The organism is Mycolicibacterium sp. CBM1, assembly GCF_054073305.1.
In genome coordinates, this window is record NZ_JBSXPP010000039.1 from 1 (window position 1) to 12,574 (window position 12,574).

General features: G+C 63.3%; 16 protein-coding genes and 2 pseudogenes. 8 read left to right on the forward strand and 10 right to left on the reverse strand.

The features are described from left to right. Positions 1–54 precede the first annotated feature (54 nt). Positions 55–1,199 (forward strand): IS3 family transposase gene (locus ACXDF8_RS26545; protein WP_457221679.1). Its coding sequence is split into 2 segments (ribosomal slippage): positions 55–322 and positions 322–1,199, totalling 1,146 coding nucleotides; the frame shifts between segments, so codons are not numbered across the junction. Between the two features lie 39 nt (positions 1,200–1,238). On the opposite strand, the gene ACXDF8_RS26550 is transcribed toward ACXDF8_RS26545, so the two are convergent. Beyond that, positions 1,239–1,355 (reverse strand): AAA family ATPase, encoded by a 117-nt coding sequence (locus ACXDF8_RS26550; protein WP_457226228.1) that lies wholly within the window; start codon positions 1,353–1,355, stop codon positions 1,239–1,241. A gap of 10 nt (positions 1,356–1,365) precedes the next feature. Here ACXDF8_RS26550 and ACXDF8_RS26555 point away from each other — a divergent pair, with 10 nt between their 5' ends. Next, on the forward strand, positions 1,366–1,659 hold the full coding sequence (locus tag ACXDF8_RS26555) for a hypothetical protein (protein WP_457226229.1): 294 nt from the start codon (positions 1,366–1,368) through the stop codon (positions 1,657–1,659). A gap of 18 nt (positions 1,660–1,677) precedes the next feature. Here ACXDF8_RS26555 and ACXDF8_RS26560 read toward each other — a convergent pair whose 3' ends face one another. From ACXDF8_RS26560 to ACXDF8_RS26585, 6 genes and pseudogenes are all read right to left on the reverse strand, one after another. After that, complete coding sequence (locus tag ACXDF8_RS26560) at positions 1,678–2,289, reverse strand: LysE family translocator (protein WP_457226230.1); 612 nt, start codon at positions 2,287–2,289, stop codon at positions 1,678–1,680. A 33-nt stretch (positions 2,290–2,322) separates the two neighbouring features. Next, entirely contained in the window at positions 2,323–2,634 is a 312-nt protein-coding gene (locus ACXDF8_RS26565) for a type II toxin-antitoxin system PemK/MazF family toxin (protein WP_457226231.1), read from the reverse strand. Continuing rightward, positions 2,624–2,857, reverse strand: coding sequence for a hypothetical protein (locus tag ACXDF8_RS26570; protein ID WP_217158428.1), 234 nt, complete (start codon positions 2,855–2,857; stop codon positions 2,624–2,626). The genes ACXDF8_RS26565 and ACXDF8_RS26570 overlap by 11 nt, the downstream gene beginning before the upstream one ends. Positions 2,858–3,196: 339 nt before the next feature. Continuing rightward, entirely contained in the window at positions 3,197–3,595 is a 399-nt protein-coding gene (locus ACXDF8_RS26575) for a type II toxin-antitoxin system VapC family toxin (RefSeq protein ID WP_457226232.1), read from the reverse strand. Between the two features lie 20 nt (positions 3,596–3,615). Continuing rightward, a complete protein-coding gene (locus ACXDF8_RS26580; protein WP_457226233.1) occupies positions 3,616–3,852 on the reverse strand; it encodes a type II toxin-antitoxin system Phd/YefM family antitoxin in 237 nt (78 codons plus the stop codon). 220 nt (positions 3,853–4,072) lie between these two features. Then, a pseudogene (locus ACXDF8_RS26585) lies at positions 4,073–4,357 on the reverse strand (tautomerase family protein); the annotation flags it as partial. Between ACXDF8_RS26585 and ACXDF8_RS26590 the strand changes: the two are divergent. From ACXDF8_RS26590 to ACXDF8_RS26610, 5 genes are all read left to right on the forward strand, one after another. Further along, positions 4,349–5,218, forward strand: coding sequence for a LysE family translocator (locus ACXDF8_RS26590; RefSeq protein WP_457226234.1), 870 nt, complete (start codon positions 4,349–4,351; stop codon positions 5,216–5,218). The pseudogene ACXDF8_RS26585 and the gene ACXDF8_RS26590 overlap by 9 nt on opposite strands. Before the next feature lie 368 nt (positions 5,219–5,586). Then, positions 5,587–5,988 carry a cupin domain-containing protein gene (locus ACXDF8_RS26595; RefSeq protein WP_457226235.1) on the forward strand — a complete coding sequence of 134 codons (402 nt, stop codon included), beginning with the start codon at positions 5,587–5,589 and terminating at the stop codon, positions 5,986–5,988. 217 nt (positions 5,989–6,205) lie between these two features. Next, positions 6,206–6,448, forward strand: coding sequence for a hypothetical protein (locus ACXDF8_RS26600; RefSeq protein ID WP_457226236.1), 243 nt, complete (start codon positions 6,206–6,208; stop codon positions 6,446–6,448). Positions 6,449–6,491: 43 nt separating this feature from the next. Continuing rightward, positions 6,492–7,685: an acyl-CoA dehydrogenase family protein gene (locus tag ACXDF8_RS26605; protein ID WP_457226237.1), complete on the forward strand. Its 1,194-nt coding sequence runs from the start codon at positions 6,492–6,494 to the stop codon at positions 7,683–7,685. Positions 7,686–7,797: 112 nt separating this feature from the next. Continuing rightward, positions 7,798–8,586 (forward strand): LLM class flavin-dependent oxidoreductase, encoded by a 789-nt coding sequence (locus ACXDF8_RS26610; RefSeq protein WP_457226238.1) that lies wholly within the window; start codon positions 7,798–7,800, stop codon positions 8,584–8,586. A 24-nt stretch (positions 8,587–8,610) separates the two neighbouring features. Here ACXDF8_RS26610 and ACXDF8_RS26615 read toward each other — a convergent pair whose 3' ends face one another. The 3 genes from ACXDF8_RS26615 to ACXDF8_RS26625 form a co-directional block, all read right to left on the reverse strand. After that, a complete protein-coding gene (locus ACXDF8_RS26615; RefSeq protein WP_457226241.1) occupies positions 8,611–9,360 on the reverse strand; it encodes a GntR family transcriptional regulator in 750 nt (249 codons plus the stop codon). Positions 9,361–9,469: 109 nt separating this feature from the next. Continuing rightward, positions 9,470–10,258 carry a LysE family translocator gene (locus ACXDF8_RS26620; RefSeq protein ID WP_457226239.1) on the reverse strand — a complete coding sequence of 263 codons (789 nt, stop codon included), beginning with the start codon at positions 10,256–10,258 and terminating at the stop codon, positions 9,470–9,472. A gap of 398 nt (positions 10,259–10,656) precedes the next feature. Then, entirely contained in the window at positions 10,657–12,081 is a 1,425-nt protein-coding gene (locus ACXDF8_RS26625; RefSeq protein WP_457226240.1) for an alpha/beta hydrolase, read from the reverse strand. 315 nt (positions 12,082–12,396) lie between these two features. Here ACXDF8_RS26625 and ACXDF8_RS26630 point away from each other — a divergent pair. Then, positions 12,397–12,574: pseudogene (locus ACXDF8_RS26630) on the forward strand (IS21 family transposase); the annotation flags it as partial.

A 12,574-nucleotide genomic window follows, 5' to 3' on the forward strand; every position in this document is an offset into this window, starting at 1 on the left:
AGCAAGTTCTAGAGTCCTGTAGCCCGATGGTGGGCGAGAAGGGACGATGAACGTATGGCTGGTCGGAAGCGGAACTCCGCAGAAGACATCGTGCGCAAACTGCGCCGTGCGGACGAACTGGCCGCCGAAGGCAAGACCGGCGAGGAAATCGCAGCCGAACTCGAGGTGTCTGCGGCGACGTTGTACAACTGGCGTCGCGCCTACGGCGGGATGGACACCGATGCCGCCAAGGAACTCAAGGAATTGCGCGAACAGAACGCCCGACTGAAGCGATTACTGGCCGAGGCCGAGCTGGTCAAAGACGCCTTGCGGGAGGTCGCAAAGGGAAAATTTTAGGCCCAGCTGCCAAGCGCCGCGCCGTCGGCATGCTCACCTCCATGATGGGCATGTCGGAACGGTTGGCGTGCAAAGCCGTTGGGCTGCCCCGCTCCACCTGCCGTCGCCTGCCGTTGTCGCAGACCCCCGCCGATCCCGATGCCGAGATGCGGGCCTGGCTGCGCACGTACGCGACGAAGAACCCATGCCATGGGTTCCGCCGTGCCTGGGCGGCGTTGCGCTACGACGAGCGCCGTGAGGTCAATTTGAAGAAGATCCACCGGCTGTGGCGCGAGGAAGGGCTGCAGGTGCGGGTGCACAGTCCGCGCAAGCGGGCCGGGGTGTCGTCGATCCCATCGATCGAGGCCGATGCCCCGAACGTGGTGTGGGCGATCGACTTCCAGTTCGATTCCACCGTCGACGGCAAGGCCATCAAGATCGCCTCGATGATCGACGAGCACACCCGCGTCTCACTGCTGCACATCGTTGAGCGGTCGATCACCGCCGACCGACTCGTCGCCGATCTCGCCAACGTGTTCGCCGCAGCGGGTGGGCCGCCGAAGGTGCTGCGGATGGACAACGGTCCGGAGTTCATTTCCCAAGCGCTGCAGCAGTTCTGTGACGGTCGGACTGGTATGTCGTATATCCCGCCAGGAGCGCCATGGAACAACGGACACATCGAATCGTTCAACAACCGACTACGCAAGGAGTGCCTCAACCGCAACCACTGGAACACCCTGCTCGAAGCCCGCGTGGTCATCGGCGACTTCAAGCACGAACACAACTACCGGCACCGCCACTCGGCCCTGGGCTACCGCACCCCGGCCGAGTACGCTGCCGTCTGCAGCTGCACCCACACCCCGATGGACTGCAACATCAACTGAAACTGGATCACACCACCCCGACTCAAGAACCGGGTGGACTCAGAATCGGGGACTCGCCACCTCGAGCACTGTCGACTTGCCGCTGTTGTTGTCGCCGACGAAATAGTTCACTCCGGATGTCAGCTCGAACCGGTGTTTCTTTCGGAAGCTCTTCACGTTCTCGACTGTGACGCTTCTGATGTACATGACGATTCCGTCCGTTCTGCCGTCCCACTCGAATATGGGAACGAGCCGTGGTCCAGAGGGTATCGACGACCTACGACATGGAGCGAACATCCTGCTCCCTTCTCGACCGGAGCTGAAATCAGTGTGCCTCGTAGGTGCGGAGAGCGAAGGCGGCACAGGCCACCACACGGGCCAGCAGAGAGAGTTTCGCTATGACGCAATCGCCCTTGCTGGGACCGAATATGCAGCAATCGAATATGCAGGATTACCAGTAAACCTCGCCATTTTCATCTGATGAATCGCAGGACTTCCTTCACCTTGCGGCCACTGCTGTTGCAGCGCCGACCATCATCGATGCACCGATCCGGTTAGCGATCCGAATTGCGCGATCGCTTCGCAGGAGTCGGCGGGCTCGCGATGCCGCCAACGACCATGTCAGATCGATACTGGCGAGCACACAGACGAGTACTACGGCCACGCAGATCCATCCCCACCACGTCGTACGTTCGATGTTGACGACCGTCGGGAGGATGGCGACATAGAACAGGACGATCTTCGGGTTGCCGAGAGTTAGCGTGAGTCCCGTGGCGAACATTCGGAAATGGTTGTTCGAATTAGGTATTGGCGATCCTGGCGCTTCGGCAGTGCCGTTCCACATCTGCCAAGCGAGATATAACAGATAGGCCACGCCCAACCACTTGACGATGATGAACACCACACTGAAGGTTTGAGCCAACGCGGCGAGACCGGTTGCCGCCACCGCCAGCCAGACCAACTCACCGAACCACATAGCCGCCAGGAATGGCACCACCTGACGAAGACCAGTGTGCAGGACACGCGAGACTAACGCGGCGATGCTCGGACCGGGTGATCCCGCCACCACTATCAGCGCCGCAGCAAAGGCGACAAGAGATGAGGCTGACATGGCTTTCCTCCAATGTGGTTGACCGTGCAGCGCTCAGAGATCGAGGACGACGCGTAGGGCCGCATCGACGCGCCGCATTTCGTCCAGGCTGAGGAACCCGACGCTCTTGCCGAGCCGGCCGGGATCTACCGCTGCAGTCTGCTCGGCAAGCACTCGGGTGTTGACGCCGCCGATTTCAACCTCGGGTCGGAAGCTGGCGGCACGAGCCGACGTGGACGTCGGCGCAACCAGCCAGGTCGACAGCGGCAATTGATCCGACTGAACGACGACGGCGTAGCGGAAACCGGACTGTTCGTGACCGCGACTCCCCCGCGGCGCCTGCAAATGAAAGACCTCACCACGCACGCAGGGTCTCCATATCGCGCAGCACCTGCATGGCCTCCGCGCGATCGGACTCGTCTTCGGCAAGCCTTTCCGCCTCGGCGCGAATCGCCGCGCCGGCCTTCCGGCGTGCGGCATCGATCAGAGCAGATCGAACGGCTGCGGACACAGCCGTGCCGTCTTTGGTCAAGACCTCCAGCGCCTTCGATGTGTCTTCGTCCGGCCGGAAGGTAATCGTGTCAGCCATAGCGACAGTGTACGACGTTTTGTAAGACAATCACTCAGTTCCCTGGAGGCGATGTTCTCCGGCACAGCAGCGGCAACCCCCGCAGCGGCTACTGCTGATACCTCGGCGTCGACCTCAGTAGGCAGGAGCGTGAGCATTCGGACCATCTCAGGATCGCTCACGATGGCCATGTCGCCACGACGAGGATCGGAGACTCCAGTCTTCCCCGGAGCACTTGCGTCGCCGCTCGATCCAGGAGGAATACGACCGGATCGAATATGGCGGGTTACCACTAAAGTACTGCATATTCTTATTGTTGCCCAGCGCTTTTGGGCACCGCGCAGTCGAGTAGCGTCGCGTCTACTGGTGATGAGGATGGGTGACCGGCCGGAGCTCAAGTCGCGGGATTCCTGCGAAGTCGGATGGGTTGCATGTGTAGAGCGGCAACGCATGCGCGATCGCGCTGGCTGCGATGAGCGCGTCATACGCGCGCGCCGCGGGCTTACGCCCCGATGTGCGCAGTGCCGCCGCGACGGCGCCAAATGCCCGTGCGCAATCACCATCGAACGGAAGAACATCGAAGTCTGCCTCGGCCTGCTGTAGGTGCTGCTGACGGGCGCTGCGCTCGGTATCGTCGCGCGCTACGTGCGGACCTAGGGAAAGCTCGGCGAGCGTTATCGCGCTAATCGCCGATTCATCGGGAAGCTCGGAGGGGTCGGATATCTGGCCGAGGAGGATCACCGTCGAGGTGTCCAGCATCCCCTGGCTCGAAGCTTCTGTCACAGCGACGGGTCGATCAGATCGTCGATGTCGCGCCGGAGCGCATCTGGGCTCACCTGCGGAAGATTCTTGCGGCGGCGAATGAGTTCGGCCGGGCCGGCGCTAGGTCGGGGCAGAGGGCGGAGCTCGGCCACCGGCGTGCCGTCGCGAGTAACGACGATGCGTTCGCCGTGCTCGACGCGACGCAGGACTTCTCCCCCGTTGTTCCGAAGATCGCGCACCGTCACCGTGTCCATGCTAGCAAGTGTATCACCGGTGAGACGGTGGTATGAGCTGCGTAGCTGCCCACCCGCGCGAATATGCAGGAATCGAATATGCAGCGTTGCCCGTAAACTACTGCGTATTGCACTGCGCCCCAACTATTGTCATTTGATACTGCTGCTGCGACAAAGGCGCAGCGCCTCACTTCTAGAGAATTTGGACGGCTCAGATCCTGTCTCTCTCTTTGAATGACGGCTAGCCATTTACGTCGAAACCCAGGTCGACATCGCATGCAGCTTGGCCGCCGCGAATGCCCCAGTTCTCGACGGCGCTTTCCCGCAAGACGATGGTCACATGATTGGGTGGTATGCCTAGGGCGCTGAGGCGGCCCACGGTCTCTCGGTAGAGGTTCCGCTTTGCCTGCACCGAGCGTCCAGCAACACAGTCGACCGCCACGAAGGTGTACAGCTCCGGATGAGCTAACCCTGGGGAATATGCGAACCGATGCGACTCGTGACTAATCAGCCGGACATGTTTGTCCGCCCCTTTGTGCTTGCGGCATTGCTGTTGGTGGTGATCCCCGGTCCCGATATGGTCATGATCGTTGCCCTGGGCAGCCGCGAGGGGCGAGCTGCGGGCGTCGCTGCAGCCGCGGGCGTATCGGCAGGATTGGCCATACACACCGTCATCGCAGTCCTGGGATTGTCCACGTTGCTGCACAAGCTCCCGGCCGTTTATCTGGGGTTGAAATGGGCGGGCGTGCTCTACCTGATCTACCTCGCGGTAACGACCTTACGAACCAAGCCGCCCACGGTTGACCACTCGAAACCTGTTCTTGGACAGCGCCGTTCGCCATCGGCGGCATTTCGTAGTGCGATGATCACCAAAGTGCTCAACCCGAAGGTGATCCTCTCCAACGTCGCATTCCTGCCCCAGTTCATCAATCCACACCTCGGCCATGTTCCGCTGCAACTCGCACTTCTCGGCGTTGTCCTCGTCGTCGTCGACTTCTGCATTGACGGCCCGATCGGTTATTTCGCCGGATCTCTCGGGCATCGCATTACCTCGGCCGGCACCAGAAGTGCCCGGAGGATCAACCGTGCCGTCGCTACCGTCTATCTGGCATTGGCTGGGTGGGTGGTCAGAAGAGGATGCCTATTCACCCGTCACCGGGGCCTCCTACTACACCGACAACCTCCCCAACAAGAAGCTCGTCGTCTTCGCCGATGCCGGGCACTGGCCGCCCTACGAACGGCCCGAGACGTTCGCCAACGTCAACACCGCGTTCCTGCATGGCGGGCTCGATGCCGTGCACGCAGGCACGGTCCGACCTTCTCGCGGAATGTGGCGCGGCAGAACTGCCGACAGTTTTTCGAACCCCAGTCAAAAAATGAGCAATAAGTAAGCATACTCATCTTTGGCGCACTTCCGCGGTGGCCGGGCTTTGGATGCTGCAGCCGTGGCGCTGAGCGCAAGGAGCACAGCCGTCTCGACGGCTCATCAATCACGCTGTGCACCATTAGCGTTCACAGCAATAATGACGGATCGCCAACATAGCGCGCCCGTTGAATCCGGCGTGCTCCTGGTGCGGATGACACCCGCGCAGGCCATCGCGTCGGCAGTTGTTGCTGCCCATGGACGACCAGACGCGACGCCGCGCGCTATCTCCCCCAACACTGACGTCAGATTACTTCTTGACTTTTATTCTGCTCGCAGATTGACTACCGACGGCGGCGTCGAAGACAGCCCCACGGACTGAGAGGAAGCACATGCCGACCAAGCCGTACCACGCGGTTCTCGACAAGTTGCCGAAGTCCGAGTTGATGGACGGCAAATTCAAGCGCACTGCGCTGGTCGGCGATCACGTGATGATTCAAGCGATCTGGCTCGAACCCGGTCATCCGGCCGTACCCGTGGATCAGCATTCCTACGATCAATCGGTTTACGTGATCACCGGCTCCTTGGAATTGGTCTTGAACGGCAGCGACCGCTACGTCGTCAACGCCGGCGAGTTCCTCTACATCCCCGCCGACGTACCGCATCAGGCCGCGGCGGTAGGGGAACAGCTGGTGCACGCCCTCGACATTTTCGCCCCAGTCCTGCAGGACCGGCTGGGGCTGGCAGCCCATCAACTCGACCTCGAGAACACCTCAGAAGGGGACCAGCGGTGATCATTACGCAGCCCTCGAAAGACACACCCGTCTACCACGATCCGGACAACGAGCCGGAGAGCGGCACCGCTGACCATGGTCTGTGGCTCGTACATTGGCATTTGGCGTGGGAAAACCCCAATCAGCTGGAAAACCTGAGAAGGCAAGCGGTCGCGTCGAACCCTTCAACCTCAGACGCCTCGGCACCATCGGCTCGCCGTACGTCGCCTGCCCGGCGTTGAGTGACTACGTCGCTACCCGCGCCGAACTGCTGAGCCGGGCCGCCGCCGTCTTCGAGCTGGCGGCTCGCGGTGTGCTGACCGAGAACATCACTGGCCGCTATCCGCTGGCAGCCGCCGCCGAGGCGCAACAACGCCTCAGTGGCCGATCCGGCACCGGCAAGCTGATCCTGCTCCGCCAGCGGGACACCAGTACGCCCGTCGCGGCGGGGGCGACCGAGGCAACGACCGACCGATCCTGAACACCAACGCCAGTTCGACCACCCAGGGGATGAGGAGAACCAGATGCTCACTACTACAACGAATTCACAGGTCCGCGACGAGCTGGTAGCCATCGCGCGCGAGATGCGTCCGCGCCTCATCGAGCGGGCTGCCACTGCCGAACAGGAGCGGCGACTTCCCGACGAAACCCTGGAGGAAATGCGCGAGGCGGGGTTCTTCAATTACCTCACGCCCGCACGTTTCGGCGGAGCCGGTGGCGGCGTAGTTGGCCAAATCGACGTCGCAGCCGAACTGGCCAAGGGATGTCCCTCCACCGCATGGGTTTTCACGCTGATCGGAGACATCACCGCGTTCGCGATCGCTTACCTGCCACAGGCCGGAGCCGACGCCATCTTGGCTTCCAGTGACCGTCCCCTCGTCTGCGGGGTGGCCGCGCCGAACGGCACCGCGGTGCCCGTCCCGGGCGGATACCGACTGAATGGATCATGGGGCTTCGCCAGCGGGTGCCTCCACGCGAACTGGGCCGGGGGCGGTGCCTTCGTGCTCGACGACCGGGGCACTGTCGTTGACCAGATCTTCGCGTTTGTACCCATGCAGCAGCTGGCGATCAAGGACACCTGGCATGTGGCCGGAATGCGGGCGACCGGGTCCAACACCCTGGTCGCCCAGGATGTCTTCGTGCCGAATGCGCTTGCGGCGAGCATGAGTGCCCGCGCCGCCCGAGAGGCTGAATTCCACCCGGGCGACGAGCCGGTCGATCGGATGCCGAATGCGGCGCTCTTCAGCATCGGTTTGATGGGTCCCACCCTGGGCATGGCCGACGAGCTCCTGGAGCAGGTGACGTTCAACGCGCACTCGCGCGGAATCTCCTTCTTCGACTTCGACAAGCAAGTAGATTCCGCAGTGGTTCTCGAGGGTATCGGGCAGGCAGCCATGCAGATCGACACCGCCTGGCTGCACGTTCGCCGGGGTGCTTTGGAGCTGGAAGAGACCACCAAGCACCACGTACTGGACAGGACGACCCGCGCCCGCTGCCGAGCCGATGCCGGACACGCCTGCGTCAACCTGCGGTCCGCCGTCGATTCGTTAATGTCCATCTCGGGCGCCTCAGCATTCGCAGAATCCAATCGCTTGCAACGTTTTTGGCGAGACATCAACGTCGCGAGTCGGCATGCGTTCGTCAACAGCCGACCGCTGTACGAAACCTACGGGCGCGAGTATGCCGGGGTGGAAACGAATATCACGTCCTTCATCTGAACGGGCTCGGTGTGATCAACGCACGCGAGGACAAGGTACTGGCGGCTGCGGATGCCCTGAAGTGGTCCGCTACCGTTGCAGCGGTGCGGTATTGCCTAGCAGGGTCGATATCGTGACGGGCGCGACGCTCGCGCGTCCACCACGTTGGGGTATCGGTTTCTCAGGGGACATGCCCGCGGCCGAGATCGTCGATCTGGCCGAGGTGAGCGTCGAACTGGGGTTCGGAAGTTTCTGGATCAACGTGCCCGGCGCCGAGCGGGACCCGACGGTGCTGATGGCAACGCTGGCGGAACGAACCGGGCTGTGCGATATCGGGGTGGGCGTCGTTCCACTCGACGTATTCCCGCCCAACTGGCTGGCTCGACGAGTCGCCGCGGCGGGCCTAAACGACGGCCGATTCATCCTCGGCGTTGGATCTGGGCGCGCCGAGCGCCACCAGCTGGCGCTGGTGAGGGCCGGTATCTCCGCGTTGCGCGACGCCGCGCCCGGGGTTCGCGTCGCCGTCGGTGCGGTGGGCCCGAGAATGTTCGCCCTGGCCACCGATGCCGCCGATGCCGCCGTCACAAGCATGCTGTCGCCACAGCGGGCGCAGTGGACCGCCGAGGGTGTCGCGGCGCGCCCACGAATACCGGTGTACATGTATCACCGAGTGGCACCGGGCGATCGCGGTGCGCAGCTATTGGGCCAGGAGATGGTGGCGATGGGCGCCTGGACCGAGCAGCGCGGCCCCGAACGTCGCCAGCTCCTCGGAACGGTACTGCTCGCCGACGGCGACCTCGGCGTCGATCTGCGTCGCTTCCCGCCCCACTGGACCCCGGTGTTGCGGCCGCTGCTGAGGGCCGACACCACTGCGGCGCAGCGGCGACGGTTCGTGGTCCGGCTCGGGAACCTCATGGGCTGATGTGGCGCGCGTTCGTGGTCTGGGTCATGCCTTCGTCGTGGAGCGGTTCAGTACATGATCGGCGGCGGTGCGCAGCGTACTGCTGTCGTGCGTGCTGTCGATGATCGATAGCGTGATAGTGCTGGCCTTGTTGATGTGCTGGGCCACCAGATCTGCACACCCGACCGCGTCGCGGGACAACGCGGCACGCAGTATCGCCGCGTGATCGGCGTTGATCAATTGGGTTACGGCCTGGATATTGGACTGCTCGCCGCCCATGAGCCGTCGATATCGCTCCGCTGATTGCCAGAGGTCGTCGGCAAGGCGGCGGATACGCTCGCCGGCCCTGGAATAGATGGTCGCGTGGAAGCAATGGTGCGCGACCGCGGCCGCGTCGAACTCCATCAGTTGCTGGAAGTGCGAATTCTCCGCTTCGGCTGCCACCAGCGTCACCAGATCTTCCTCGGTCAGGTGGGGAACGGACAGCCGCACGGCCATCGGTTCGACCGCCAGCCGCAACGCGTTGAGTTGTTCGAAGTCAGCCAGTTCCAAGGGCGCCACCCGGACCTGGCGGTTGAGCTCGGCGGTGATCAATCCCTCGTTCTGCAGAAGGCGAAGCGCTTCCCTCAGAGCTGGCCGTCCGATTCCCAGCGAATTCGCCAGCTGGACCTGCGACACTCGCGCTCCCGGCGCAAGATCACCACACAGGATGGCCTTGCGTACCTGCTGGTATGCCCACATCGTTCCGCCTTCGTCGGCGGGTTGCTCGGCGTGCGCGCCGCCCTCTACTGCCATGACAGCCCTGTGCGGTTCAAATGTCGGCTCCCCGGATCGTCGTGGACGAGAACGTCTGCCGCACCACCTTACCGGCCGCTCAGACACCAAGCCGCGAACTGACGTCAGATCATATGAGGATTGCAGTTCTGCGTGCAGTTCCTACCTCGATGCGATCGTGCCGCGCCCAGTACGTAGAAATCGGGGCGAAGGATCTGCAGGACGTGCCCCGCAGCGGCGCCAGAACTTTTCGCAGCTGTTCGAGGTCCTCGCTCGGACACCGCGCAGCGTCGACGAGCACTCGCAAACCGGTGCCGAGGACCTCGTCGAGCAGTGCGGTGCGGTTTTCGGCGGTACGGACCAGGCCCTGTGGTGCCGTCACCCCGACGGCTGCCGCGCCGCGCTCGGTGTCATCGGTGATCACGGCGCCCGGCCCGAGGCGGACCACGAAGGTCAGCGCCATGAACACGGCGCTGAGTCCGACCATCAGCCAGGTGCCGTTGGGCGTCCCTGTGGGAACGAACTGGGGCAGGAACGCGAAGAAAAAGATCGTCAGCTTGGGGTTGAGGAAGTTAATCAGGACGGCGGTGGTGATGATTCGCAGTGCTGAGACGGGTGGTTGTGCAACGTCGTCAACGTCGAGGGCCGACTTGTCGCGCACGGTCCGCCAAGCCAGGTAGAGCAGGTAGGCAACACCAACCCACTCGACCGTCTGAAACGCGACTGCCGAAGAGTTGAGTAGCGCCGCCAGTCCCGTGATTGCGGCGATCATGGGGGGTAAGACTCCGAGTGTGCACCCGAAGGCTGCCACAACGCCGGCCTTGGCTCCGCGGGCAAGCCCGGTCGCTATTGAGTAGACCGCCCCGGTTCCGGGGGTGGCCACCACAACAAGAGTGGTGATGAGAAACGCGACGCTCATGGGCCGCCTGCCTCACCTGTTGGTCAGTTTCTCGAAGAACCGTACGTCATCATCACGGCACGGCCCTCAGCAAGCGGGTCCGTCTCGAATCTGGAGAAATGAGACGCCGCAAACACGCCGCTCCCCGCAGCAAAACCCCAGGGCAGTTCGGCTCAGATCCTGTCTCGGATTGCTCCCCGCCCACGAGTCGCTCGCGGGCAGTCCGCCGGGCACTCAAGACCGCCGATCACAACCGCCAACTCAGGTGAGACGGACCCGCACGATCGCGTCTCGTTCAACGGCGGTTCCCTGCGGCGAACCGCCAAGCTGACTGGGAACGGACACCAGCGGCCGCACACGGCGTTCGCACAACGTCAGCGGTTCGACCAGACGAACTGACCCTCGCGCCCGCTGCACCCCTAATTCGGGCCGCCGGATATCCGCTCGATCAGCCACGGCAATGCGCCGGCGAATGCCGTGGCGGCGAATTGCCAGGAGTGGAAGCCGACGGTCTTGTGCACGCTGCAGGTGATGGCGACCTTCTGGGCAGCGTCGCACAGCATGTCGGCGGCCTCGTCGACTTCGGGATCTTCCGGCCCCATCTCATCGCGGCCGCCGAGACCCTCGCCGCCCGAGTCGTGCTCGCCTGACCGGAGCTCCTTCATCACCGCCTCGGCGTTGGCCGGTTCGATCGTGTCCGCGAAGTAACCTGAAACGCCTTTGTACGGGCCATGTTGGGTCATCACGGTCCGCGGGTCAAAGGCGTCGTAGGCGGCCTTGTTGCCGCCGTAGAGCCGCTGGATGGTCTGCGCCTTGGTGCCCGAGACCGGACCCACGTCACCACCGATGTCGACGAATGCCGAGAAAAGATCTGGATGCATGACGGCCAGATCGACGGCGCACGTCCCGCCCATCGACCACCCGACTACGCCCCAATTCGCGGCGGCCACGGACGCCCCGAACTTGGAGATGACATAGGGGCGGACGTCCTTGGTCAGATGATCTGCCGAGTTGCCCCGCGGTCCGTTGACACACTCGGTGTCGTTGTTGAAACTGCCGCCCGTGTCGACGAACACGAAGATCGGCAACTGCCCGCCGTGGGCGGCGCCGTAGCCTTCCACCGTGGGCACGAAGTTGCCGCTGCGCATCCAGTCGGCGGGAGTGTTGAACTCACCGCCGATCATCATCACAACAGGCAGGTTCGGCGGTGTATCGCCGGCGAACCAGGCTGGCGGCAGGTAGACGTATTCGCTTCGGTGTTTGAATCCACTGGGGGCGTCGGAGATGTCGACCTTGACGAGCTTGCCGGTGGTGGGTGCGGTGTTACGCAGCGACGGCAGATCCGAGGCCTGGACTTCGTTGGGCAGTGGGCCCGCAGTCAGGGCTCCCCACGCGGACTGCAGCGACGGGTAGTAGCCGACCCACTGGTTGAGGGCCAGCGCCGAGGTCAACAGCGTCAGCGGGACCGCCAGCACCGAAATGATCCGCCGCCACCAGCGTGCACTGCGCCAGCCGAGCACACCAACTGCCACGGCCAGGCCGAAGACCGCGATCCAGACCCACAATGCGAACGGCGCCGGGTCCGAAGCCAACCCCTGATCGTTCATATAGCTGCGGGCCGCCAGCGCCACCAGAACGGCCACCGCAGCCGATGTGGGAACCCACACCATCCGCCACCGCCTGGTCCGCCACCCAATCGCCACGATCAGTACCGCGACGACGACGACCTCGATCGTCAAAGGCAACCAACCCTCCAACAACGAGATGCCGTTCTTCCTCTCCAAGAGATCTTTCGGGAGCTCGACGAGACTCGGCGCTGGAGCCGGCGTTGGAGAGGGTGGCACTCGATCATGCTCCCCTGCCATCCCCTGAGGTCCAGTAGTTTCGACTATGAAGACCTTATGGATCCGGTGCCGTACAGAAGTGGCTCCGCCCGGCACGACGGGGATACTCCCACGTCGCGCGGTGTCCATCGGTGAAGAACCCCGCACGGTGGTAATGGCGTTCATCGGGGGTGCGGGCCACGACCTCGGTCGGGAAGGGCCGCAGCTCCTCATGGCCCCGTGTCGGCGGCAACTGAATACTGACCGGAGCGCGGCAAGTGAATTTTGACCAGCTTCCTGGAGATCCTTGGCTCGGGCGAGCCAGGGAGGAAGCGAGTGTTGAGCGTGGAGGACTGGGCAGAGATCCGGCGGTTGCGCCGGTCGGAGCAGTTGTCGATTTCTGAGGTTGCGCGGGTGATGGGCGTAGCCCGGAACACGGTGAAGGCGGCGTTGGCCAGTGATCGGCCGCCGAAGTATCAGCGGGTGTCAGCTGGGTCGGTCGTTGATGAGGTTG

Excerpts from the sequence above, each read along its gene's own strand:
- ACXDF8_RS26570 (WP_217158428.1), bottom strand. The coding sequence starts at position 2,857 with ATGGCTGACACGATTACCTTCCGGCCGGACGAAGACACATCGAAGGCG.
- ACXDF8_RS26590 (WP_457226234.1), top strand. The coding sequence starts at position 4,349 with ATGTTTGTCCGCCCCTTTGTGCTTGCGGCATTGCTGTTGGTGGTGATC.
- ACXDF8_RS26620 (WP_457226239.1), bottom strand. The coding sequence starts at position 10,258 with ATGAGCGTCGCGTTTCTCATCACCACTCTTGTTGTGGTGGCCACCCCC.
- ACXDF8_RS26560 (WP_457226230.1), bottom strand. The coding sequence starts at position 2,289 with ATGTCAGCCTCATCTCTTGTCGCCTTTGCTGCGGCGCTGATAGTGGTG.
- ACXDF8_RS26595 (WP_457226235.1), top strand. The coding sequence starts at position 5,587 with ATGCCGACCAAGCCGTACCACGCGGTTCTCGACAAGTTGCCGAAGTCC.
- ACXDF8_RS26580 (WP_457226233.1), bottom strand. The coding sequence starts at position 3,852 with ATGGACACGGTGACGGTGCGCGATCTTCGGAACAACGGGGGAGAAGTC.
- ACXDF8_RS26605 (WP_457226237.1), top strand. The coding sequence starts at position 6,492 with ATGCTCACTACTACAACGAATTCACAGGTCCGCGACGAGCTGGTAGCC.
- ACXDF8_RS26615 (WP_457226241.1), bottom strand. The coding sequence starts at position 9,360 with ATGGCAGTAGAGGGCGGCGCGCACGCCGAGCAACCCGCCGACGAAGGC.
- ACXDF8_RS26575 (WP_457226232.1), bottom strand. The coding sequence starts at position 3,595 with ATGCTGGACACCTCGACGGTGATCCTCCTCGGCCAGATATCCGACCCC.